General features: G+C 67.4%; 21 protein-coding genes. 14 read left to right on the top strand and 7 right to left on the bottom strand.

What is annotated here, in order from left to right; all coding sequences use genetic code 11:
* Nucleotides 1-239 precede the first annotated feature (239 nt).
* The 3 genes from ACQY46_RS08245 (at nucleotide 240) to ACQY46_RS08235 (ending at nucleotide 3,467) form a co-directional block, all read left to right on the top strand.
* Nucleotides 240-1,112, top strand: coding sequence for a TIGR01459 family HAD-type hydrolase (locus ACQY46_RS08245; RefSeq protein ID WP_428699767.1), 873 nt, complete (start codon nucleotides 240-242; stop codon nucleotides 1,110-1,112).
* A 230-nt stretch (nucleotides 1,113-1,342) separates the two neighbouring features.
* Nucleotides 1,343-2,383, top strand: coding sequence for a hypothetical protein (locus ACQY46_RS08240; RefSeq protein WP_428699766.1), 1,041 nt, complete (start codon nucleotides 1,343-1,345; stop codon nucleotides 2,381-2,383).
* Nucleotides 2,367-3,467, top strand: a complete 1,101-nt coding sequence (locus tag ACQY46_RS08235; RefSeq protein ID WP_428699765.1) for a peptidoglycan-binding domain-containing protein — start codon at nucleotides 2,367-2,369, stop codon at nucleotides 3,465-3,467. The genes ACQY46_RS08240 and ACQY46_RS08235 overlap by 17 nt, the downstream gene beginning before the upstream one ends.
* 190 nt (nucleotides 3,468-3,657) lie before the next feature.
* Here ACQY46_RS08235 and ACQY46_RS08230 read toward each other — a convergent pair whose 3' ends face one another.
* The gene (locus ACQY46_RS08230) at nucleotides 3,658-4,335 is read right to left on the bottom strand and encodes a protein phosphatase CheZ (protein WP_306027053.1); all 678 of its coding nucleotides are present in this window, start codon (nucleotides 4,333-4,335) and stop codon (nucleotides 3,658-3,660) included.
* A 145-nt stretch (nucleotides 4,336-4,480) separates the two neighbouring features.
* Nucleotides 4,481-4,864, bottom strand: a complete 384-nt coding sequence (locus tag ACQY46_RS08225) for a response regulator (protein WP_067220588.1) — start codon at nucleotides 4,862-4,864, stop codon at nucleotides 4,481-4,483.
* 242 nt (nucleotides 4,865-5,106) lie between these two features.
* On the opposite strand from ACQY46_RS08225, the gene ACQY46_RS08220 reads away from it, so the two are divergent.
* The 7 genes from ACQY46_RS08220 to ACQY46_RS08190 all read left to right on the top strand — a co-directional run bounded on the left by ACQY46_RS08220 (nucleotide 5,107) and on the right by ACQY46_RS08190 (nucleotide 12,221).
* Nucleotides 5,107-5,562, top strand: coding sequence for a MaoC family dehydratase (locus tag ACQY46_RS08220; protein WP_428699764.1), 456 nt, complete (start codon nucleotides 5,107-5,109; stop codon nucleotides 5,560-5,562).
* 151 nt (nucleotides 5,563-5,713) lie between these two features.
* A complete protein-coding gene (locus tag ACQY46_RS08215) occupies nucleotides 5,714-6,742 on the top strand; it encodes a bifunctional riboflavin kinase/FAD synthetase (protein WP_428700440.1) in 1,029 nt (342 codons plus the stop codon).
* The gene (locus tag ACQY46_RS08210) at nucleotides 6,739-7,689 is read left to right on the top strand and encodes a DMT family transporter (protein WP_428699763.1); all 951 of its coding nucleotides are present in this window, start codon (nucleotides 6,739-6,741) and stop codon (nucleotides 7,687-7,689) included. The genes ACQY46_RS08215 and ACQY46_RS08210 overlap by 4 nt, the downstream gene beginning before the upstream one ends.
* 54 nt (nucleotides 7,690-7,743) lie before the next feature.
* On the top strand, nucleotides 7,744-8,259 hold the full coding sequence (gene lspA, locus ACQY46_RS08205) for a signal peptidase II (RefSeq protein WP_428699762.1): 516 nt from the start codon (nucleotides 7,744-7,746) through the stop codon (nucleotides 8,257-8,259).
* A gap of 117 nt (nucleotides 8,260-8,376) precedes the next feature.
* Nucleotides 8,377-9,105 (top strand): hypothetical protein, encoded by a 729-nt coding sequence (locus ACQY46_RS08200; protein WP_428699761.1) that lies wholly within the window; start codon nucleotides 8,377-8,379, stop codon nucleotides 9,103-9,105.
* Nucleotides 9,106-9,315: 210 nt separating this feature from the next.
* Nucleotides 9,316-10,812, top strand: coding sequence for a M16 family metallopeptidase (locus tag ACQY46_RS08195; RefSeq protein WP_428699760.1), 1,497 nt, complete (start codon nucleotides 9,316-9,318; stop codon nucleotides 10,810-10,812).
* Between the two features lie 80 nt (nucleotides 10,813-10,892).
* Entirely contained in the window at nucleotides 10,893-12,221 is a 1,329-nt protein-coding gene (locus ACQY46_RS08190) for a M16 family metallopeptidase (RefSeq protein ID WP_428699759.1), read from the top strand.
* 168 nt (nucleotides 12,222-12,389) lie between these two features.
* On the opposite strand, the gene ACQY46_RS08185 is transcribed toward ACQY46_RS08190, so the two are convergent.
* Nucleotides 12,390-13,910: an EAL domain-containing protein gene (locus ACQY46_RS08185; protein ID WP_428699758.1), complete on the bottom strand. Its 1,521-nt coding sequence runs from the start codon at nucleotides 13,908-13,910 to the stop codon at nucleotides 12,390-12,392.
* A gap of 150 nt (nucleotides 13,911-14,060) precedes the next feature.
* Nucleotides 14,061-14,756 carry an aspartate/glutamate racemase family protein gene (locus tag ACQY46_RS08180; protein ID WP_428699757.1) on the bottom strand — a complete coding sequence of 232 codons (696 nt, stop codon included), beginning with the start codon at nucleotides 14,754-14,756 and terminating at the stop codon, nucleotides 14,061-14,063.
* 104 nt (nucleotides 14,757-14,860) lie between these two features.
* Here ACQY46_RS08180 and ACQY46_RS08175 point away from each other — a divergent pair, with 104 nt between their 5' ends.
* The 3 genes from ACQY46_RS08175 (at nucleotide 14,861) to ACQY46_RS08165 (ending at nucleotide 15,963) form a co-directional block, all read left to right on the top strand.
* Nucleotides 14,861-15,253, top strand: coding sequence for a VOC family protein (locus ACQY46_RS08175; protein ID WP_428699756.1), 393 nt, complete (start codon nucleotides 14,861-14,863; stop codon nucleotides 15,251-15,253).
* A gap of 51 nt (nucleotides 15,254-15,304) precedes the next feature.
* Complete coding sequence (locus ACQY46_RS08170; protein WP_428699755.1) at nucleotides 15,305-15,610, top strand: YciI family protein; 306 nt, start codon at nucleotides 15,305-15,307, stop codon at nucleotides 15,608-15,610.
* A 155-nt stretch (nucleotides 15,611-15,765) separates the two neighbouring features.
* The gene (locus tag ACQY46_RS08165; protein ID WP_428699754.1) at nucleotides 15,766-15,963 is read left to right on the top strand and encodes a heavy-metal-associated domain-containing protein; all 198 of its coding nucleotides are present in this window, start codon (nucleotides 15,766-15,768) and stop codon (nucleotides 15,961-15,963) included.
* A 22-nt stretch (nucleotides 15,964-15,985) separates the two neighbouring features.
* On the opposite strand, the gene ACQY46_RS08160 is transcribed toward ACQY46_RS08165, so the two are convergent.
* From ACQY46_RS08160 to ACQY46_RS08150, 3 genes are read right to left on the bottom strand one after another with little or no spacing between them, the layout of a single operon-like run.
* Nucleotides 15,986-16,699 carry an ABC transporter ATP-binding protein gene (locus ACQY46_RS08160; protein ID WP_428699753.1) on the bottom strand — a complete coding sequence of 238 codons (714 nt, stop codon included), beginning with the start codon at nucleotides 16,697-16,699 and terminating at the stop codon, nucleotides 15,986-15,988.
* Nucleotides 16,696-17,934, bottom strand: coding sequence for an ABC transporter permease (locus ACQY46_RS08155; protein WP_428699752.1), 1,239 nt, complete (start codon nucleotides 17,932-17,934; stop codon nucleotides 16,696-16,698). Before ACQY46_RS08155 ends, ACQY46_RS08160 begins: the two co-directional genes overlap by 4 nt.
* A 3-nt stretch (nucleotides 17,935-17,937) precedes the next feature.
* A complete protein-coding gene (locus ACQY46_RS08150; protein WP_428699751.1) occupies nucleotides 17,938-18,993 on the bottom strand; it encodes an efflux RND transporter periplasmic adaptor subunit in 1,056 nt (351 codons plus the stop codon).
* Between the two features lie 216 nt (nucleotides 18,994-19,209).
* Here ACQY46_RS08150 and ACQY46_RS08145 point away from each other — a divergent pair, with 216 nt between their 5' ends.
* Nucleotides 19,210-20,691, top strand: coding sequence for a sigma-54 dependent transcriptional regulator (locus tag ACQY46_RS08145; RefSeq protein ID WP_428699750.1), 1,482 nt, complete (start codon nucleotides 19,210-19,212; stop codon nucleotides 20,689-20,691).
* The last annotated feature ends 61 nt before the right edge of the window (nucleotides 20,692-20,752 follow it).

The raw sequence follows: 20,752 nt of genomic DNA, 5'->3' as shown, positions 1-20,752 counted from the left end.
TGAACATTCATGAGTGACTGAAATTCATCGTCAGGTTGCATTCGACAAGCTGAACAATTTCTTAAGCAATCCCGCCTTCCGTAACGGAAAGTCCATCAAAAACAAGTCATTAGTCCAGATTCTGGTCGACGGGGCCTGTCTGCCTTTTCCTTTTCGGCGCCGATCAACTATGGTCCGCCGGCACGGCCACCGCCCCGCCCTCCCGCTTGTCCCCGTTCCGGTTTCCCAAAGAGGTCCAGATGACCCAGTCCGCGCCGCTTCTCGTTCCCGGCCTTTCCGCCCTCGCGCCGTCCTATCGCGCCGTCCTGTGCGACGTCTGGGGCGTGCTGCACAACGGCGTCGTCTCCTTTCCCGCCGCCTGCGAGGCGCTTGCCGCCTATCGCCGGGAAACCGGCTGCCCGGTGGTGCTGATCACCAACTCGCCGCGCCCGGCCGGCCCGGTGCTGGAGCAGCTTGACGGTTTCGGCGTGCCGCGCGAGGCCTATGACGACGTCGTCACGTCCGGAGACGTGACGCGCGGCACGATCGACGCGACCCGGGACAAGCCGATCCTGCATATCGGGCCGGCCAGGGACCACGCGCTGTTCGACGGGCTCGACGTTCGCCTGGTCGGGGAGACGGAGGCCGGGCAGGTGGTGTGTTCCGGCTTCATGGACGACGAGAACGAGACGCCCGACGACTACCGCGAGCAGCTTGCCCGCCTGGTGGCGCGCGGCCTGCCCTTCCTGTGCGCCAATCCGGACATCGTGGTGGAGCGCGGCGACCGGCTTGTGTGGTGCGCCGGCGCGCTCGCCCGGCTCTACGAGGATCTCGGCGGCACGGTGACCATCCTCGGCAAGCCGCATGCCCCGATCTACCAGGAGGCGATTTCCCGCGTCGAACGGCTTGTCGGCGCGCCGGTGCCGCGCGGCGACATCCTGGCGATCGGCGACGGACTGCCGACCGACATCCGCGGCGCGGTCGCCAACCAGCTCGACGTGCTGTTCATCACCGGCGGTATCCATGCCGCCGATTTCGGTCCGGTCGCGGAGCCGGACGAGGCCCTGGTGCGCCGCCGGCTGGCGGAGGAAGGCCTCTCGGCACGCGCCGCCGTTCCGCATCTGGTCTGGTGAGGCAGGGCCGGGCGAACCGCGACCGGTAGCGACAGCGCCCGCCCCTCGCCTGTTCATGCGGGAAGAGGGTAGCGCTGCGTAACCCCAGTTTGTATGCTGTCAGGTACAATGGCCGTTTTCGGGGGACGCGATGCGCCGTTCCCATCATTGATTGACACGCAGAGCTGGGGGGCTTCATGCGGGTTTTGGCATTCTTGCCGCGAATTTCGCGGATGGCGACGATCGCATGCATGACCTTGACGATGGGTCTGGCCACGTCGGTTGCGGTGATGGCGAAGAACGATGCCACGCCGCTGCAGACGTTCCAGGCCTACATCATCAACAACGACCTGCAGGCGGCCCAGTTCTTTCTCCAGAACGGCATCGTCAAGGCGGAGGATGTCGACACCAGCGCCCTGTTCCTGAAGGCGCTTTTCGCCAACAACCAGAATGGCCGAGACGCACGGCCGCTCGACTTCGACAATATCGAGCAGGTCGGTGCGCTCTACGACTACCTGTCGGGGATCGGACCGGTCGACCTGAACGGCCGCACCCGCTGCTGGCGTCGCGACAGGTGGACGAGCGACCGCTGGTGCGGACTGGCGGCGGTCATGCTGGCGCAGGGCATCCGGCCCGCGACCATTTCCTTCTTTCTCCAGCGCGGCCTCGACCTTTCGGCGCGTCCCGGGGAGGTCGCCTCCCCCGCGCTCGCCCTGATCGCCAATCTCGGCAGCCGGTACTCGCTGGAAGATCTCAACTGGTTCGCGCAGAACGGCCTGGAACTGGGCAAGGAGATCTTCCCGCTGTCGCAGTTCACCCTCCTGCAGGAGTTCTACGAGCTCGACCTGGAAGACGCCTACAAGATCCCGGAAGCGCGGCTGGACAGCCAGCCCTTCAACTTCCTCGACGCCCTGTCGATGACGCTGACGAGCCGCCGCTTCCGCAACCATGAGCGCAGCGCCAACCAGGACTTCCTGTGTCGCTACATCATGTTCGTGGCCGGCCAGATGCCGCCGACCTTCGATCATTTTTCCTTCCTGATGCTCAATGTGGGCGAGTTTCGCGGTGCCAATATCGGCAAGACCGACGAGGCGCGCACGCAGAAATCAGGACGTTTCTATTACGAGGTCTTTCCACAGACCTGCATTTCCATGATCGGCGCGATGGCACTCAGCAGCGCCCGGCTCGACCAGATGATCAGTCATTTCGCGGCCGAGCAGGACATTTCGACGGCCCAATGGCTGGTCAACCTCAAGCAAGGAGCCCTGCAGAGCAATGTTCAGAACAACTAGCCTTCTCGTCGCCGCGGCAAGCCTCGCCCTCGTTCCCTTGGCAGCGCCCGAGCCGGCCCATGCCGGCGGCGAAGGGGTGGCCGCCGGCATCATCGGTTTCGCCGCCGGCGCCATCGTCGGAAGCCAGATCAACAGGAACCGGCCGCGCCGCGTCTATCGCGAGCGGGTATACCGGCCGCGGCGCACCTCGGAGGAACGCCAGTACTGGAGAAACGTCCAGGCATCGCTCAACACGCTCGGCTTCGATGCCGGGCCCGTCGACGGCGCGCCGGGCCGCAAGACCCGTGCCGCGGTGACGCAATTCCAGATGAGCATCAATGCCGTTCCCAACGGCAAGCTGACCTCAGAGCAGGCAGGCGTCCTGTTCGCGCGGGTCAATTCCGGCGGCACGATGGCAACCGCCCCGTCCCCCTACATGATGCCGGGGACCGCCCCCGCCTATCAGGCACAGGGCCAGCAGCCGGTCTATGGCGCACCGGGCACCCAGGCTTACCAGGGACAGCAGGTTTATCAGGGACAACAGGGCTACCAGGTGCAACAGGGCTACCAGGTGCAGCAGGGCTATCAGGCCCCGGTCCAGCAGCCCGGCGCCTTTCCCCAGGCCGGCCAGCAGGCGACCTTCCCCGCGCTGGCCCCGCAGCAGGGCGGACAACCTGTCTTCCCCGCCGCCGCCCCCTCGTCTGGCACGGGCATGGCAACCGCCGGCACCGCCGCCTTCCCGCTGGTAGGCGGCGCGGTTGCCGGATCGGCTCCGGCCGCGGCCTCGACCTTCCCCCCGCTTGCCGGAGCGAATGCGCAGCAGCCGGCGCCGGCCATGGAGGCTCCCGCGCAGGCCGCCCCGGCTCCCGTTCAGGCCGCACCGGCTCCGGTTCAGGCCGCTCCGGTTCAGACTGTGGCAGCGCCGGCCGGCCCGGCCCAAGGCACGGCACAGCCGGTGGTCCAGGTCGACGACAACGGCAACCAGTTCGTCGAGGTCAACGGCCAGCGCTTCTATCTCAACACGGCCCCGGCGATGCCTGCTCCGGCCACGACCGGCGGCATGGTTGTCACCGCCGAGACAGAAAGCGTCCCGCAGCAGCAGTGACCCTGTCCGGCGGTTCGTGCGGACGCGCGTCCTGCCATGAAAAAAGGCCGGATCCTCGCGGATCCGGCCTTGTCTTCAGTTACCGGCCGCTCGCGGGGGCGGGCCAGGCGGTCGCCGCGTCTCTTGGCGGACGCGGAAAACAGGCGGACATGCGTCCAGGCGCGGGCAGTCGCCTCGCGCGGCGGCGCGCTTATCCGAAAAGCTTGTCGATGTCGTCCTGCGAGCCGCTGGCCAGCATGTTGTCGACATCGTCCTGTGAAACGCCCTCGCCGGCGTGCTGGGGGCCATGCAGGATCAGGTCGCGGCGGCGGCGGTCCGCCTCGCTCTCCTCGCCCGGCGCGTCGTCGCCTTCGGTGATCCTCAGCCGCTCGACGAAGGAGGTGACCCGCTCGTCGATCATGTTGAGCGTGTTGACCACCTTGGAGATGCGCTGGCCGGTGATGTCCTGGAAGGCACAGGCCTCGAACACCTCGATCATCTTGTCGTTGACCAGGTTCTGGTAGTCGCCGGGCGCCATGTCGCCGGCGCCCATGATGGTCTCGGCCGCTTCCATGATCGTGTGCGTGGCGGACTCCGTCGCCTCGACAATGGCATCCAGTTCGCGCCCCGCTTCGGGGATCTGGTTGTCTTTCATGTCGTTCGGGCGCAGGTTCAGGATCTCGACCTTGAGGCGCGCGATCTCGTCGGCGATCGCGGTCAGCTCGGCGGCGATCGTCGGCTGCACGGCGCCGAGAAATTCGCGCATCGAGCCGGTCATGACCCCGGCAAGGTCGATCACGTCATTGAGCGTGACGTCTCCCTGCCTGTCCCGGTTCTGTTCCAGGAACGAGATCAGCCCCTCGACATCCTTCTTCTTCAGTGCGCCCATATCGGTCGTTGTCCTTATTGGCGCGGCCGGTTTCAGGCCGCGCGTCGCCGTGCGCAGGCGCCGCAGCGCATGCACCTCTCCCACTCACCGGCAGCCAGGCCGCCGGTTCCTTCGCCCGGGCGTCCGTCCGGCGCCCGCGTCTGGATCAGTCGGAGAAGACCGCCTCGATCTTGCCCTTCAGCGTCTGCGCGTTGAACGGCTTCACGATGTAGTTGTTCACGCCGGCCTTCTTGGCGGCGATCACGTTTTCGGTCTTGGATTCGGCCGTGACCATGATGAACGGCGTCTTGCAGAGACCGGCGTCGGCGCGAACCTGCTTGAGCAGTTCATAGCCGGTCATCGGCTCCATGTTCCAGTCGGAGATGACCAGGCCATAGCGGCGCTGTTTCATCTTCTCGAGCGCTTCCGTGCCGTCCGCCGCATCGTCGATATCCTCGAAGCCAAGCTGCTTCAGGAGGTTGCGAATGATGCGGATCATGGTCTTGTAGTCGTCGACCACGAGGACCGGCATCTGAACATCAAGGGCCATTGTCTACTCCATACTGTCAATCTGCCCGACCCGCTTGAGCGAGCGTCTGATGCTTTTTAGATCTTCAGGAGGACGACACGTCTTTCGTGTCTCCGCCTCCCCACGCTGGCTGACCTTAGCCCGGCGCACCTGAAAACTCCGTTAATGCGCGCCGGCCTATCTGCCTCGAAAGCTCAATTGCCGAGGAACGCGGGACCGGCTAGCTTCCGCCCGGCCTGGTGGACAACGGACGGGAGGGGACCATGCTGGCGTTGCAGACACTCTATTTCGAAGATCTCGAAACGGGGCAAAGCGAAACCCTGACGAAGATTGTAAGTTCTTCCGATGTCATTGGTTTCGCCGAAGTATCCGGCGACCGCAATCCGATACACCTGTCGGAGCATTTCGCCGCCCGGACCCCGTTCCGCACCCGCATCGCGCATGGTCTTTATACCGCCAGCCTGATCTCGGCCGTACTGGGTACGCGGCTGCCGGGGCCCGGTGCGATTTATCTTTCCCAGACGCTGAATTTTCGCGCACCGGTGCGAATCGACGACGTCGTCACCGTGACGGTGACCGTCGCGGAGCTGATCGAGCGCGGCAACCGGGCCCGCCTCGACTGCCGCTGCATGGTGGGCGACACGGTCGTCCTGGAGGGCGAGGCGATGGTCAAGGTGCCCTCGCGCGCGGAGGCCGAGGACGGCGACCCGCGCGGCTGAGGCGCGGGCCGGCCGCCGCCCGCAAGGGGGCTCCCGCGCCATCCGCGCTTGACCTTTCCCGGGCGAATGGGCAGGGTCCGCCGGCAACCCCGGCACTCGTCTCTGCGGTCGGGAAATTCAGCCCCGGCCGCGCGCCGATGACCGAATGCCGATGACCCAGTTCGCTCCCCTTCCCTTCGTCTCGATTGCCGATCTCGACGCCTTTCCGGCAGCGCTGGAACACGGCGTGGTGGCCATCGGAAATTTCGACGGCGTACACCGGGGCCACCGGGCGGTGCTCGACATCGCGCTTTCCGTCGCGCGCAAGGCCGGCGCGCCGGCCTATGCGCTGACCTTCGAGCCGCATCCGCGCAGCGTCTTCAACCCCGACCGGCCCGTCTTTCGCCTGACGCCGGCGGAGATGAAGGCCCGCGTTCTGGCCGCCACCGGGCTCAACGGCGTGGTCAGCCTGCCCTTCACGCGGGAATTCGCCGGTATCGAGGCCGAGGCCTTCGTCCATGACATCCTGCGCGGCCGGCTGAAGATCCGCCACGCGGTCACCGGCTACGATTTCCACTTCGGCCGGGCCCGCCGCGGCACCCCCGAATTCCTCGAGGAAGCCGGGCGGACGGACGGGTTCGGCGTGACCATCGTCTCGCCGGAGAACGACGAGGCCGGCGAGGCCGTCTCCTCGACCCGCATTCGCACAGCCCTTGCCGAAGGCGACATCGCGCTCGCGAACGCGCTGCTCGGCTACCGCTGGTCGGTGGAGGCGGAGGTGCGCCACGGCGACAAGCGGGGCCGCGACCTCGGCTATCCGACCGCCAATCTGGCGCTGCCTCCCGAGACCGGGCTTGCCCACGGCATTTACGCGGTGCGCGCGCAGGTCGACGGCAGATGGATCGACGGGGTCGCCAGTCATGGCCGGCGACCGACCTTCGACAATGGCGCGCCGCTCTTCGAGGTGCATCTCTTCGACTTTTCCGGCGATCTCTACGGCCGGCGGATGCGGGTAATGCTCGCCGCCTATCTGCGCCCCGAAGCGCAGTTCGACAGCATCGAGGCGCTGATCGCGCAGATGGACCGCGACAGCGCCGAGGCGCGCGCCGCGCTCGCCAGCCTCGTGCCGCTGGGATCCGTCGACCTTGCCGTCAACGGCGCGGCCACCGGCCGCGGCGGAGATGGGGACGGCGGGGCATGACAGCGCACATCCCGGCACCGGCCGCATCGGTGATGCGGGGCATCGCCCTGATGTCGGCGGCAATGCTGCTCGTGCCGCTGATGGACGTCACCGCCAAATACCTCACCGCGACCCAGCCGCCGCTGCAGATCACCCTCGGCCGCTTCGCCTTCCAGATGCTGTTCGCGCTGCTCACCGCGGCGATCGGTCCGGGCCTTGCCGTGCTGCGCGCGCCGCGCCTGTGGCCGCACCTGTTGCGCGGTTTCTTCCTCTCGGGAGCAAGCGTGTGCTTCTTCACGGCGCTCGCGACGATGCCGGTCGCCGACGCCATCGCCATCTTCTTCGTCGAGCCGATGATCCTGACCATCCTGTCGGCGGTGCTGCTCAAGGAACCGGTCGGGCCGCGCCGCTGGGCGGCGGTCGCCGTCGGCCTTGTCGGCGCGATGATCATCATCCGCCCCGGCTTCGCCAATTTCGGACTGACGGCGCTGCTGCCGCTGGCCGCCGCCCTCCTGTTCGCTCTGTATCTCGTGATCACCCGCAAATTGTCCGGCGAGGGCAGCATGCTCTGCGTCCAGTTCACCGCCGGCATCGGCGGCGTGATGCTGCTCGGCACGCTGTTCCTGATCGCCAACATCGCAGGCTACGAGCCTGGCATCGCGGTCATGCCGGACCTGCCCGGCTGGGGGCTCTTGGCCATCGTCGGAGCGCTGTCCTTCTTCGCCCACGGGTTGATCGTCAAGGCCTTCGCGGCCGCGCCCGCGTCCGTGCTGGCACCGTTCAACTATCTTGAGATCGTCAGCGCGACCCTGTTCGGCTACCTCGTCTTCGGCGACTTCCCGGACGGTCCGACCTGGATCGGCATCGCGCTCATCGTCGCCAGCGGCATCTATATCGCCCATCGCGAGAACCGGCAGAGCCGCGAGGAACTGGCCGCCCGCATCAACCGTACCGGCCCGCCCGACTGACCGCAGCGGCGGAGCCAAACGCCCCGCCCCAGTCCGCCGCCTCGAGGAAACCCGATGACCCGCTTCCGTTTCTGGGGACACGCCAGCCTTCCCGTCCTGGGCATCGCCGTTGCCGGCATGCTTGTCGACCAGGCGTTCAAGGCCTGGATGCTCTACGGCTTCGATATCGCCGCGCGCGGCCGGGTGGCGCTGACCCCGTTCCTCGATCTCGTCATGGTCTGGAACTACGGTATATCCTACGGTCTGTTCCAGCAGGAGGCGGATCTCGGCCGCTGGCTGCTGGTCGGCGTCACGCTTGTCGTCGCGGCGCTGTTCTGGGTCTGGGGCAGCCATGCGACCCGGAAGATGCAGGTCGTCGGCTTCGCGCTGGTGATCGCCGGCGCGCTCGGCAACGGCATCGACAGGATCGTCCATGGCGCGGTCGCCGACTTCTTCCATTTTCATGTCGGCAGCTTCTCGTGGTATGTCTTCAACCTTGCCGACGTGTGGATCGTTGCCGGTGTGGCCGCTCTGCTGTATGACAGTTTTCTTGGCGGCCCCAATGATGCCGCAAAGAGTCCGTCTGAGTAAGCGAGAGATTTTCCGCGCGCTCGACCGGCGTGCCCGCTCGCAAGATCGGCGACCGCCATGACAGCGAGCAGGGCCACGCAGGCCATGTCGCGCCAGAACCGTTGAAGGATCGCCGCCGTGTCGCGTCGTAGCCAGACCGAAAACCCTGCAAGCCCGATCGCCAGCCCGATCCCCCGTCGCGGCCGGCTTGCCCTTGTCGTTGCAGGAGCGCTCGTGCTTGCGGGTTGCCAGCACGGCGCGGACGGCTTCAATGACGGCTCGTCGTCCGACGAGGCCCCGGATGTTGCGATGGTCCGCTCGCTGATGGAAGGTCTCGGCGCGGTCGATGCCAAGACCGAGGCGAAGATCGAGTACAAGCCGCGCGCGCCGCTCGCCATGCCCGCGTCGATGGATTCTCTCCCCCAGCCGGAGGAAGAGAAGGTCGTCGCCAACTGGCCCGAGCAGGATGACGCCCAGCTCAAGAAGATCCAGGACATCTACCGGGACAAGGCCGATATCGACAAGCAGGGCCGCAGCAACATCTACCAGTCGCGCGGCATCAAGGAGCTTGCCGGCAACGGAGCCAACCGTGACATCCAGGCCGAGATCCGCCAGGAAGAGAAGCTCGACGACGCCAGGATGAAGCCGAACGAGCTCAACCAGCGCGTTGGCGTGGCCAAGGAGCAGACCGGGATCTTCGACGCCAATGGCGAGCCCGTCCGGCGCTACCTGATCGAGCCGCCGACGGAATATTCCAAGCCCTCGCCCGACGCGCCGATGGCCGAGCCGACCCGGACCGCGCAGCAGCCGCAGAAGTCCGATATCGAACTGCTGATGGATGGCCGCTCGGCGCGAACGCTTCGCTGAGCGCCGCCGACGTTCGATCCGCCAGGCTGACACGCGCCGGGACAGCAATGCCCCGGCGTTTTCATTGGCGGCACCCGGTTTCCGACCCCCGCAGGCCATGCGCCCCGCCGGGCGCCGGACCGTCCGGCACGGCAGAACCGGCAACCTTACGAAAAGTTCACGGGCTTTTGTGCCGCCGCTGCCTATATCTCGATGCATCGCAGCATTGCCATGATCCCGGAGGTCGTTCCCTTGTCGCAACCCGCTAGAGCCTTGCCGCGCCGCATTCGGCAGACCGCACTGCTTGCCGGCGCTTGCGCGCTGCTGGCGCTCGCGCCCGCCGCAGCGCGTGCCGAAGTTCCGCAGGCGGCCGACGCTGCCGCCTTTGCCGACATCAAGATCGGCGGCGAGATGAGCTCCTTCAGCCTCGACAACGGGCTCCAGGTGGTGGTCATTCCCGACAAGCGGGCGCCCGTTGCCACCCACATGATCTGGTACAAGGTGGGCGCCGCCGACGAGCCGGACGGCATGTCGGGCATTGCCCATTTTCTCGAGCACCTGATGTTCAAGGGCACGCCGACCAACCCGAACGGCGCCTTCTCCAGGCGGGTCGCGGAGATCGGCGGACAGGAGAACGCCTTCACCTCCAACGACTACACGGCGTATTACCAGCGCGTCGCCAAGGAGCATCTCGCCGAGATGATGGCGCTGGAGGCCGACCGCATGGAAAACCTCGTGCTCTCCGATGAGGTCGTGCTGCCCGAGCGCGACGTCGTGCTGGAAGAGCGCCGCCAGCGGGTCGAGAACGATCCGAGCTCGATGCTCGGCGAAACGCTCGACGCGATGCTCTATGTGAACCACCCCTACGGCACGCCGGTGATTGGCTGGCCGGGCGAGATCTCCGCCCTCGACCGCGAGGACGCCATCTCCTTCTACGACCGCTTCTACACGCCCAACAACGCCATCCTGATCGTTGCCGGCGACGTCACCGCCGACGAGGTGCGCCGCCTCGCGCAAGAGACCTACGGCAAGGTCGCGCGCCGGGCCGAGCCGGGCGAGCGCGATCGTCCGCGGCCGCAGGCGCTGCCAGGCGCGATGGAGGTCAGCTACGCCGATCCGCGCGTCAACCAGCCGAGCCTGCGCAAGGCCTGGATCGTGCCGAGCTACACCAGCGGCGAAACGCGTGACGCGGCCAGCCTCGACCTGCTTGCCGAGATCCTCGGCGGCGGCAGCACCAGCCGGCTCTATCGCGACCTCGTCATCGACAAGGGCATCGCGACCTCGGCCGGCGGCTGGTACCAGTCGAGCTCGCTCGACGACACCCGTTTCATGATCTACGCGGTGCCCGCCGACGGCACCACGCTGGAAGACGCCGGCACTGCCGCGCTTGAGGTGCTGAAGGGCATTGCCGAGGCCGGCGTCACGGAGGAGGAGCTGGAGCGGGCCAAGAAAAGCCTCCTGTCCTCCGCCCTTTATGCCCAGGACAGCCAGACCAGCCTTGCGCGCATCTTCGGCGTGGCGCTGACCACCGGATCGACCATCGACGAGGTGCGCGACTGGCCGGCGGAGATCGCCGCCGTCACCGCGCAGGACGTGCAGGAGGCGGCCCGCACCCATCTCACGGCGGCGCCGGTGACCGCCTATCTGCGCCCCTCGCCGACACCCGCCCCGGCGGCCGCCGATCCGGCCGCGCCGGCCGCCGACTCCGGCGAGGCCGCCAGGCAATGACACATACGGGCCCCATGCCGCGCCACGGATCCCGTCCGTGCCGCGCGCCCGCAGATGACCGCCATCCAGGGAGCTTCCCGATGACCGCTTTCACCGCAACCGGACGCCGCCTCGCCGCCGCCGGGTTCCTCGTCGCCGGCCTGTTCGCCGCGACACTGCCCGCCGCCGCGATGGAGATCCAGGAAATCACCACCCCCGGCGGGCTGACCGCCTGGCTGGTGCAGGACGACACGGTTCCCATCGTCGCCATCAAGTTCGCCTTCGCCGGCGGTGCCTCGCAGGATCCGGACGGCAAGGAGGGGCTTGCCAACCTCCTGTCCTCGACGCTCGACGAGGGCGCCGGGGATCTCGATTCCCAAGCCTTCCAGACGCGGCTCGAGGATCTCTCGGTCAGGATCGGCTTCGATGCGGGCCGCGACAACTTCTACGGTTCGCTGCGCACGCTGACCCCCAATATCGACGACGCCTTCGAGATGCTGCGGCTTGCGGTCAACGAACCGCGCTTCGACACGGATGCTGTCGAGCGAATGAAGCGGCAGATCGTCTCCGGCCTGCGCCGCGAGGCCACCGATCCCGATGCCATCGCCGGCCGGGTCTGGGCCGAGACCGCCTTTCCGGACCACCCCTATGGCCGCCCCTCCAGCGGCACGCAGGACAGCGTCGCGGCACTGTCGCCGGATGACCTCGCCGCGCTGCACGGCCGCATTTTCGCGCGCAAGGACCTGAAGATCTCGGTCGTCGGCGCCATCGGGCCGGAGCGTCTCGCGGCGCTGCTCGACAGCGTCTTCGGCACCCTGCCGGAGGCCGGCGAACTGGTCGCCGTCGCCGACACGGCGCTGTCGCCGGACGGCGAGCGCAAGAGCATCGCGCTCGACGTGCCGCAGACCTCGATCCGCCTCGGCCTGCCGGGGCTGAAGCGCGACGACCCGGATTTCATCCCGGCCTTCGTCATGAACCACATCCTGGGCGGCGGTTCGTTCTCCTCCTGGCTCTACGAGGAGGTGCGCGAGAAGCGCGGCCTTGCCTATTCCGTCGGCTCCTACCTGATCCCCTACGAGCATGCCGGCCTTTGGATGGCGGCAACCGGCACCCGCTCCGACCGGGCGGAGGAGACGCTGGCGATCATCCAGGCGCAGATCGCCCGGATGGTGAGCGAAGGGCCGGGCGCGGAGGAACTGGCCAAGGCCAAGGCCTACATGACCGGCTCCTATGCCCTGCGCTTCGACACGTCCGACAAGATCGCCGACCAGCTTCTCGGCCTCCAGATCGAAGGGCTCGGCATGGACTATATCGACAACCGCAACAGCCTGATCGAGGCGGTAACGCTTGAAGACGTGCGCCGCGTTGCCGACCGGCTGCTGAAGAATGCAAGGCCGCTCGTGGTCACGGTCGGCTCAGGAGCAAGCTGAGCCTGCAACCGGCGACAGGTCGCCCCCAAGGCGAGACGCGTGATCCGAAAACAGCTGATTTGAAAACACGAAAGGCGGCGGGCTTCGGCCCTGCCGCCTTTTTTCTTCTCCAGCACCGGTATTTCCCGCCTTGCCCGCCCATCCGGTCGCGCGGAAAACGGCCCTGGCCTATTCGGCGGCGCGGCGCACCGGTTTTTGCGCCGGCCTTGCCTGCAGCACCTCGGGGCGCACCGGACGCGGCGGCGAGAACAGGTAGCCCTGGCCGATGCGCGCATCGTAGTCGAGGATCTCCAGCACCTGCGCCTCGGTCTCGACATGGTCGACGATCAGCTCCATGGCGAAGCGGCGCAAGAGGTCTCCCAGGTCGGCCGGATGAATGTGGCTTGCCGGCATGTGCTCGGTGCCGATCAGGCGGCTGGCATGCAGCTTCACAAAGCGGAAGCCGCGGTCCGAGAGGTTCTTGAAATCCATCTTCAGGTCCGAGACCCGGTCCATGGAAAAGCGGTAGCCAAGCTCGGCGAGCGCGGCGAGGCTTTCCAGCTCCAGCGCGCCCATCTCGTTGACGTCGTCCTGGGTGAATTCGAAGGTGAGCTGACCGGCGAAACCGTCATTGGCGCGCAGGAAATCGAGGAAGCCGGGGAAGAAACGCTCGTCCACCAGCGTCTGCGACGACAGGTTGACGAAAAGCCCCGAGCGCCGGTTGCGGCTGGTCAGGCGGCGCAGCACCTGGACCGCGCGAAACAGCATCAGGTTGTCGATCGCCGGCATCATCCGGGCACGGATCGCCTCGCCGATGAAATCGACCGGTTCCAGGTAATTGTCGTTTGCGTCGCGAATGCGGGTCAGCGCCTCGTAGTCGCGCACCTGGCGCTGCGGCAGGCTGACCAGCGGCTGCATGAACAGGTCTACGCGGTTGTTGTCGAGTGCATCCTGGATGACGCGGCGCAGTTCCGGATCCGGACGCGGCTCCTCGCGGGCGCGCGGCATGCCTGCACGGGGTTCGTGACGCGACGCGGGGCGGGTATCCCTGCCGGGATCGCCACGACGGCCGGCGCCGTCATCCCTGCGCCCGTCATCCCTGTGGCCTTCGTCCCTGCGCCCGTCATCCCGGTATCCGGCATCTCCATGCCCCGAATGCCCGCCTCCGACGCGCTCCGGCGTGACATGATCGAGCCCCGCCCCCTGCCCGCTGCCCGCCGGGCGCGTCTGCCCGGTATAGCCGAGCGCGCGCGGCGCCTCTTCGTAGCGGGCGAAGCGCTCCTGCGGCGGCGGCGGAAGCTGGCGTGTCTCCTGTTCGTCGATCCGGTCTTCCATGCCGGCCATGGCCTCGGCCATCTGCTTGATCAGGCTGCCGAGCACCTCGACCTCGGCAAAGAGCGGGTCGATCTCCTCGCGGGTCCGGCGCGGCAGGTTCGTCTCCATGCCGGAGAGGCGTCCTTCGAGGTTGCCGATATCCTCGTCGACCTCGAGCACACGTTCCTCCAGCATCGATACCTTTTCGGAGATATCGCCGCGTTCGCGCTGGCGGGCAAAGACGAGTTGCAGCACCGCCATGGTGCACAGAAGCGCCAGGCCAAGCGAAATCGCCTCGCCCGCGGGACGGGAGAACTGGAAGATCATGATCGCGGCGACAGAGGCGGCGATCACCCCCATGCAGAGGAAAATGAAGATGCTTGTCGCGCGTGCCATACCTGTCCGGCCATGCTCGAGCTTCCACGGAAGCCGAATCAAACCTACCCCTAATAGTGCATGAATACGACGATTCTTCCGAGTCTCCAGCCCCAAGAGGTGCCGCGCGCAGCGGAAAGACGTGCCGCACGAACAGGTGGCGCGGCAGCGCTACCCCGCCAGGGCCCGTTCCACCGCCGCACGGCAGTGCAGTTCGGTGGTCGAGAAGGACGGCAGCGGCACCTGGTCCGGCGACAGCAGCAACGGGATTTCGGTGCAGGCAAGCGCCACGCAGTCGGCGCCGCGCGCCGCCATCGCCCGGATCACCCGGCGGTAGCCTTCCCGCGTCTCCTCGCGAAAGCGGTTGTGCACCAGTTCCTCGTAGATGCTGTCGTGGATGAAGGCCTTTTCGGCCTCCTCCGGCACCTCGGTTGCGACGCCCTCGGCGGCCAGCATATCGGGATAGAACGCGCTCTCCATCGTCTTGCGAACACCGAGCAGAGCCGCCTTCCGGTAACCGGCCGCGCGGATCGCCGCCGCGGTGACAGAGGCGATATGCAGGAAGGGGATATCCAGCATCGGCCGGATTTCGGGAACGAAGCGGTGAACGTCATTGCAGGTGATGACGACGAAGTCCGCTCCCGCCGCCTCCAGGGCGCGCGCCGATGCCGCAATCTGCCCGCAGGCCGCCGCCTCGTCCCGGCGTTCGATGACCGCATCCACGTAATCCTGCCGGTTGACGCTCTCCAGCACGATTCGGGCGGAGGAGACCCCGCCCGCCAGTTCCTGGGTCAGTTCGTTGATCCGCTTGTAGTATTCCGCCGTGGACACCCAGCTCAGGCCGCCAATCAGGCCGATTTTCCGCATTGCTTTTCCCTTTTCTTGCCGCAAGCGCCGCTTGCCCGGGCCCCGCGCTCCTGAAACGATGCCGCGAGACGGAATCGCGTTTTTCCAGATCGAGGCGGCGCAGAATGACCCAGACCCTTGCCCATGTCGCCATCGTCGTCAGGGACTATGACGAGGCGATCGGTTTCTATGTCGGCAAGCTCGGCTTCGAACTCGTCCAGGACACCTGCCAGCCCGAGCAGGACAAGCGCTGGGTCGTGGTCAGGCCGAAAGGCACGGGCAGCACGTCCCTGCTTCTCGCCCGCGCCTCGACGCCCCGCCAGGAGAGCTACATCGGCGACCAGTCCGGCGGGCGGGTGTTCCTGTTCCTCGCCACCGACGATTTCGACCGCGACCATGCGGCCTATCTCGCCGCCGGGATCACGTTCGTTCGCGAGCCGAAACAGGCCGATTACGGCAAGGTCGCGGTCTTCCGCGATCTCTACGGCAACCTGTGGGACCTGGTACAGTTCGCCTGACGCACCATCCTTGCCCGGCGTGCGGGTGCCCACCATCGAAGGAGACCGCCAATGCCACTGATCGCCGAGGGACAGAACCTCTTCATCGTCGACATCGAATATCTCGTGCCGCTGGAGGAGGTCGAGCCGCTGATCCCCGGCCACGTTGCCTTTCTCGACCGCAACTATGCGCAAGGTCGCTTTCTCGCCTCCGGCGCCAAGGTGCCCAGGACCGGCGGCATCATCGTCGCCGTGTCGGAAAGCCGGGAGAGCGTGGAGGAGATCATCCGAGCCGACCCGTTCCACGCCCAGGGCATTGCCCGCTACACGGTCACGGAGTTCCGCCCGACACGGACCGCCGACGGCCTCAACGGCTGACCGCGCTCCGCCCACCGGCGGAGCCACTCTGCGTTTTGCGCTTGACCTTCCAGTTGCCGGAAACTCCATCCTCCGCCCGATCAGGCAAGCCGTTCCGCCGTCGCCACCGTATCGGGGGCGTCCTTGCGGGCCGGCACCAGCAAACGGGAACCACGATGATCGAGATCAGAATCGAAGGCATGACTTGTGGCGGATGCGTCGCCTCGGTGAAGAAGGCGCTCCTCGCCGCCGACCCCACGGCGAGCGCCGAGATCGACCTGGCAAGCGGCAAGGCGGCAATCGAGACGACCCTGCCGCGGGCCCGCATCGTCGAGGCGATCGAGGCGGCCGGCTACGACGTCGTCGCCGGCTGAGCGCCCCTTCCCTCTTCCGCGCTCACGGGTCGGCCAGCATCCCGTCAACGAGATGCAGGCGTCGGTCCATGCGCGCCGCCATGTCGAGATCGTGGGTGACGGCGATCACCGTCTTGCCGTGATCGTCGACCAGCGCACGCAGGATCTCGAACACCTGCTCGGAGGATTTGCTGTCGAGGCTGCCGGTCGGTTCGTCGGCGAGAATCGCCGGCGGCTCGTTGGCGAGCGCACGGGCAACGGCGACGCGCTGACGCTGGCCGCCGGACAACTGGTCGGGCAGCTTGTCGGTGTGGTCGGCAAGGCCAAGCTCGCCAAGCAGGCTTTCGGCGCGCGCGCGCATTTCGCCCCGCGACAGGCGGGCGAGCTTGCGCATCGGGATCATCACGTTCTCCGCCACCGTGAATTCCGGCAAGAGGAAGTGGAACTGGAAGACGAAGCCGAGCGAGGCGAGCCGCATGCGCGCGCGGCGCGCCTCGGACAGGCGGTGCGTCGCCTCGCCCTCGACCAGCACCTCGCCTTCGCTGGGCACGTCGAGCAGGCCGAGCAGATACAGCAGCGACGACTTGCCCGAGCCCGACGGCCCGGTGATGGCGACGAACTCGCCCGGCTGGATCGCAAGGTCGATGCCGCGCACCAGCGTCACCGGCACGGTGCCGGGCAGCACGCGGGTCAGCCCGCGCGCCTCGATCAAGGGCACCCGGCCGGCCTCGGAACCGGTTGCCGGCGGCGCGCTCACGAGGCCCCCCGGATGATCTCGACGGGATTGAGGGAGGCCGCCTTGCGCGCCGGCACATAGCCGGCGATGCCGGAGGAAAACAATGCGAAGCCGCAGGCGATCGCGTAGTGCACCGGGCTGTAGGCGAGCGGCAGCGAGGTCATCTCGATATTGGTTTTCACCTCGAAGGTCAGCGACCCGAGGCCGACGCACAACCCGTAGCCGAGGGCGGAACCGAGGACGGAGCCCAGCGCCCCGATCGCCAGTCCCTCGGTCAGGAAGATCCGCCGGATATCGCCCTGCTCGAAACCGAGCGACTTGAGAATGGCGATGTCGCGCGCCTTTTCGTGGACGATGGTCGAGACGATGGTGAAGATGCCGAAGCCGGCGACCAGCAGGATCGCGCCGACCACCGTGTACATGATGATGTTGCGCACCACGAGCACCTCCATCAGGCTCTCGTTGGCCTCCTGCCAGGAGGTCGCGCGGTAGCCGGTCATGCGCTCGACGCGGGCGGCGACCGCGCGCGCCGCGTTGACGTCGTCGAGGCGGATGGCCAGCCGGTTGATCACGTTCGGCTTCGCGAAAAGCACCTGCGCCGTCTTCAGCACGGTGAAGCCGGTGGCCTCGTCCGCCTGGGTCACGCCGGTGTGGAAGGTGCCGACGATCTTCAGCCGCCGCACCGCTCCGGCCGAGGTCGAGACCGCGATCGTGTCGCCCGGCTTGGCACCGAGCTTTTCCGTGACCCCGTCGCCGACGACGATGCCGTTGAGATTGGCGGCAAGCTCCATGAACGAGCCTTCGCGCATGTCGTCGCCGATGGTGGAGACGCGCAGATAGGTCGCCGGGTCGATGCCGGTCAGCGACAGCGCCACGTCCCGCCCGCCATAGCGCAGCACCGCCTGTCCGGAGAGCGAGGCGGCCATGCGGCCCGGCAGCCAGCTTTCCAGCATCGCCTCCAGCCGGACGGGATTGCGCAGGCCGCGCGTGTCGTCGTCGGGCCGGGCGCCGATGACATTGACGGCGCCGAAGCGTTCCGCCGCAGGCGGCGGGGCGGCCTCGCGGCGATCGTCGCTGACCTCGACATGCGGGATCGCGTCGATCAGCGTGGCGATGAAATCGTCCTGCGAGCCCTGCATCAGCGAGGCCATGGCGATGGAAAAGCCGACGCCGAGCATCACCCCGAGCACCGAGATGATGCTCTGCCGCAACCGGCCGCCGATATGAGTGAGGGCGATGGACAGGACCAGGGGCATGGCTCAGCCGCCAGTCCTGCCAGCGTCATCCCCACCAGCCTCGACAGCGTCATCGCCGGTGGCGGGACGGGCGCGCATCCCCGCCGCCAGCCCTTCCGCCCAGGGGGAGACGACGCGCTCGTCAAGCGTCAGGCCCGACAGCACCTCGACCTCGTCGACACCGCGAATGCCGACCTCCAGCACCCGTTCCTCCAGCATGCCGTCCGCTCCCAGCACCAGCACCTTGTCGCCGTCGAGCGCGGCCAGCGGCACCAGCATCGTCTCGGCCACCTCGCGCACGACGATGTTGACGTCGCTGGTCATGCCGATCATCAGCGGCGTCTCCTGCGGAAAAGCGAGATAGACCCGGTAGGTCTTCAGGACCGGATCGCCCTTCGGCGTGATCCGGTCGACCCTGGCATCGAAGCTCGCCTGCGGAAAGGCGTCGGCGCGGACAACGGTTTCCTGCCCGGTGCGCACCAGCGGGATGTCCTCCTCGTTGACGTCGGCGACGATCTGCAAGGGCCGTGCCTGGCCGACCCAGAACAGCACGGAGCCGGGCTCGGCCACCTCGCCGACCTCGCCGTCGCGGCGCAGCACCTGGCCGTCCATCGGCGCGCGCAACTCGTAGTCGCCGAGCCGCGCACGCTGCGCGGCGACCAGCGCGATGTTGCGGGAATGGTCGTTTTCCGCCTTGTCGAAGGCGCTGCGCGAAGTCACCCGCCGCTCGAGCAGGCCGGCGGCACGCTCCAGCTCCTGTTCGGAGAGCTGGGCGCGGGCTTCCAGCTCGGCGAGCGTGGCGCGGGCGGCGGAGGAATCCAGCCGGCCGATGACCTCACCCGCCTCGACCGCCTCGCCCTCGCAGCTGCACAGCTCGATGATGCGCTCGCGCAGGACGCTCGTCACCTTGGCCCAGCGCACCGGCTCGACCACGCCGGTGGCGTAGACGACGTCCGCGGCGCTTCCCATATGCGGGCGCACGATCGTCACCGCGAGCGGACGCGACGACCAGACATGATAGGCCGCGTAGGCACCGCCACCGGCAAGAACCAGCAGGAGCAGGGTCAGGAGGCGTCTCATCTGCAAAGATCCCCGGATGTCTCGAAATCGGATGGTCGAACCGACCGGCGGCGACCCTAGCACCGCCGGGCCGGGGCACCTATCCGCAGAACTTCGCAAGCCGTACGGGCCAATAGCGCGGGCGGAAACACTTTGTTTACCATGTGCGATCAAGAATCTGACGGCAAATCAAATCGATGCCGTTCGTTCGGCTGCAAAGAAGGGGGTCGCCAAAGCATGGAATCCATGCATGGCGCTGCGGGGCAAATCCGACTGGCCATACTCGATGGCGAGGGTGTCACGCGCACGCTCGCCGGTTCCATCGTCGATGCGATGGACCACGCGTGTGCGACACCGGTCGCCTATCACAGTTTCGAGCCATTCTACGCCGCAAGCACCCAGGTCCGTCCCGACGTGATGATCGTCGACCTGGAGACGCTGGGGCAGGACGGGCACCTTTCGCGGCTTGCCGCCGCCCAGCCGCAGGCCATGCTGATGGCGGTGAGTTCGCGCGGTTCGCTGACACGCAGCCTGGCCGCGATGGAGGCCGGTGCGCATGACGTCATCTCCGTCCCCGCCGACCCTGTTGCCGTGGCCGAGCGCATCGACCGCTTCCTGATCCAGAACATCCGCGTTCCGCGCGACGAGGCCGGCCGGCGCATTCCCGGACGCGGCCAGCCGGGCGGCGCGCCGGAGGAACCCTACCGGTTCGAGGGTTTCGTCGGCGGCTCGGCCCGCATGCGCGAGGTCTATGACCAGATCCGCCGCATCGCGCCGTCTTCCGCCCCGGTCTTCGTCACCGGCGAATCCGGCAGCGGCAAGGAACTTTGCGCCGCCGCCATCCACGCCAGGTCGCCGCGCCGCGAGGCCCCCTTCATCGCCATCAACTGCGCCGCCATTCCCGGCGAGCTGATGGAAAGCGAGATCTTCGGCCATGTGCGCGGCGCCTTCACCGGCGCCTCCGAAAGCCGCCCGGGCGCGGCCGAGCTTGCCGACAAGGGCACACTGTTCCTCGACGAGATCGGCGAGATGGACATGGCGCTGCAGTCGAAGCTCCTGCGCTTCGTGCAGACCGGCACCGTCCAGCGCATCGGCGACACCCGCCCGCGCCCTGTCGATGTGCGCATCCTTTGCGCGACCAACCGGGATCCGCATGCGGAAATCGCCGCCGCGCGGTTCCGCGAGGACCTCTTCTACCGCCTGCACGTGCTGCCGATCCGCCTTCCCGCCCTGCGCGACCGGCGCGAGGACATCCTGCCGCTGGCCGGCACTTTTCTTGCCCGTCACGCCGGCGAGGAGGGGCGCGCCTTCACCGGCATCGCGCCTTGCGCGGGCGAGAAGCTGCTCACCTACGACTGGCCGGGCAATGTCCGCCAGCTGGAGAACGCAATCCGCCAGGCGGTGGTCCTCAATGACGGCGACGCGCTGACGGCGGCCATGCTGCCGGCGTTCCTCTCCGGGGAAGGCCTGTCGCACCGGCAGGACGCGGCCCGCCACGCGGCAGCCATGCAGCACCGCCGGCGCGGCGGCGAGATCGAGCCGCTTTGGGCGCAGGAAAAGCGCATCATCGAGGATGCGCTGGACGCGTTCGACGGCAACATCGCCAAGGCCGCGGCGGCCCTGGAAATCAGCCCCTCGACGATCTATCGCAAGCGCCAGTCATGGAGCGGACGCCCCGAGGGCGAAGGCTTCGCGCCGTTCACCGGTTTTGCCGGATAATCTTGTTGTTTTCCCCTGTCCGTTCTATACGGTGCGCCGCAAAATACGCATTTGCGGGGCT

This window comes from Stappia sp., from assembly GCF_965276915.1.
GTDB lineage: Bacteria > Pseudomonadota > Alphaproteobacteria > Rhizobiales > Stappiaceae > Stappia.
This window is presented reverse-complemented; position numbering and strand designations above follow the sequence as displayed.

Bases quoted from the DNA above. Each gene is read 5' to 3' on its own strand.
- ACQY46_RS08215 (WP_428700440.1), top strand. From the start codon at position 5,714: ATGACCCAGTTCGCTCCCCTTCCCTTCGTCTCGATTGCCGATCTCGAC.
- ACQY46_RS08170 (WP_428699755.1), top strand. From the start codon at position 15,305: ATGCCACTGATCGCCGAGGGACAGAACCTCTTCATCGTCGACATCGAA.
- ACQY46_RS08190 (WP_428699759.1), top strand. From the start codon at position 10,893: ATGACCGCTTTCACCGCAACCGGACGCCGCCTCGCCGCCGCCGGGTTC.
- ACQY46_RS08150 (WP_428699751.1), bottom strand. From the start codon at position 18,993: ATGAGACGCCTCCTGACCCTGCTCCTGCTGGTTCTTGCCGGTGGCGGT.
- ACQY46_RS08245 (WP_428699767.1), top strand. From the start codon at position 240: ATGACCCAGTCCGCGCCGCTTCTCGTTCCCGGCCTTTCCGCCCTCGCG.
- lspA (WP_428699762.1), top strand. From the start codon at position 7,744: ATGACCCGCTTCCGTTTCTGGGGACACGCCAGCCTTCCCGTCCTGGGC.
- ACQY46_RS08145 (WP_428699750.1), top strand. From the start codon at position 19,210: ATGGAATCCATGCATGGCGCTGCGGGGCAAATCCGACTGGCCATACTC.
- ACQY46_RS08235 (WP_428699765.1), top strand. From the start codon at position 2,367: ATGTTCAGAACAACTAGCCTTCTCGTCGCCGCGGCAAGCCTCGCCCTC.
- ACQY46_RS08185 (WP_428699758.1), bottom strand. From the start codon at position 13,910: ATGGCACGCGCGACAAGCATCTTCATTTTCCTCTGCATGGGGGTGATC.
- ACQY46_RS08195 (WP_428699760.1), top strand. From the start codon at position 9,316: ATGATCCCGGAGGTCGTTCCCTTGTCGCAACCCGCTAGAGCCTTGCCG.
- ACQY46_RS08210 (WP_428699763.1), top strand. From the start codon at position 6,739: ATGACAGCGCACATCCCGGCACCGGCCGCATCGGTGATGCGGGGCATC.
- ACQY46_RS08225 (WP_067220588.1), bottom strand. From the start codon at position 4,864: ATGGCCCTTGATGTTCAGATGCCGGTCCTCGTGGTCGACGACTACAAG.
- ACQY46_RS08230 (WP_306027053.1), bottom strand. From the start codon at position 4,335: ATGGGCGCACTGAAGAAGAAGGATGTCGAGGGGCTGATCTCGTTCCTG.
- ACQY46_RS08220 (WP_428699764.1), top strand. From the start codon at position 5,107: ATGCTGGCGTTGCAGACACTCTATTTCGAAGATCTCGAAACGGGGCAA.
- ACQY46_RS08240 (WP_428699766.1), top strand. From the start codon at position 1,343: ATGACCTTGACGATGGGTCTGGCCACGTCGGTTGCGGTGATGGCGAAG.
- ACQY46_RS08175 (WP_428699756.1), top strand. From the start codon at position 14,861: ATGACCCAGACCCTTGCCCATGTCGCCATCGTCGTCAGGGACTATGAC.
- ACQY46_RS08180 (WP_428699757.1), bottom strand. From the start codon at position 14,756: ATGCGGAAAATCGGCCTGATTGGCGGCCTGAGCTGGGTGTCCACGGCG.
- ACQY46_RS08165 (WP_428699754.1), top strand. From the start codon at position 15,766: ATGATCGAGATCAGAATCGAAGGCATGACTTGTGGCGGATGCGTCGCC.
- ACQY46_RS08155 (WP_428699752.1), bottom strand. From the start codon at position 17,934: ATGCCCCTGGTCCTGTCCATCGCCCTCACTCATATCGGCGGCCGGTTG.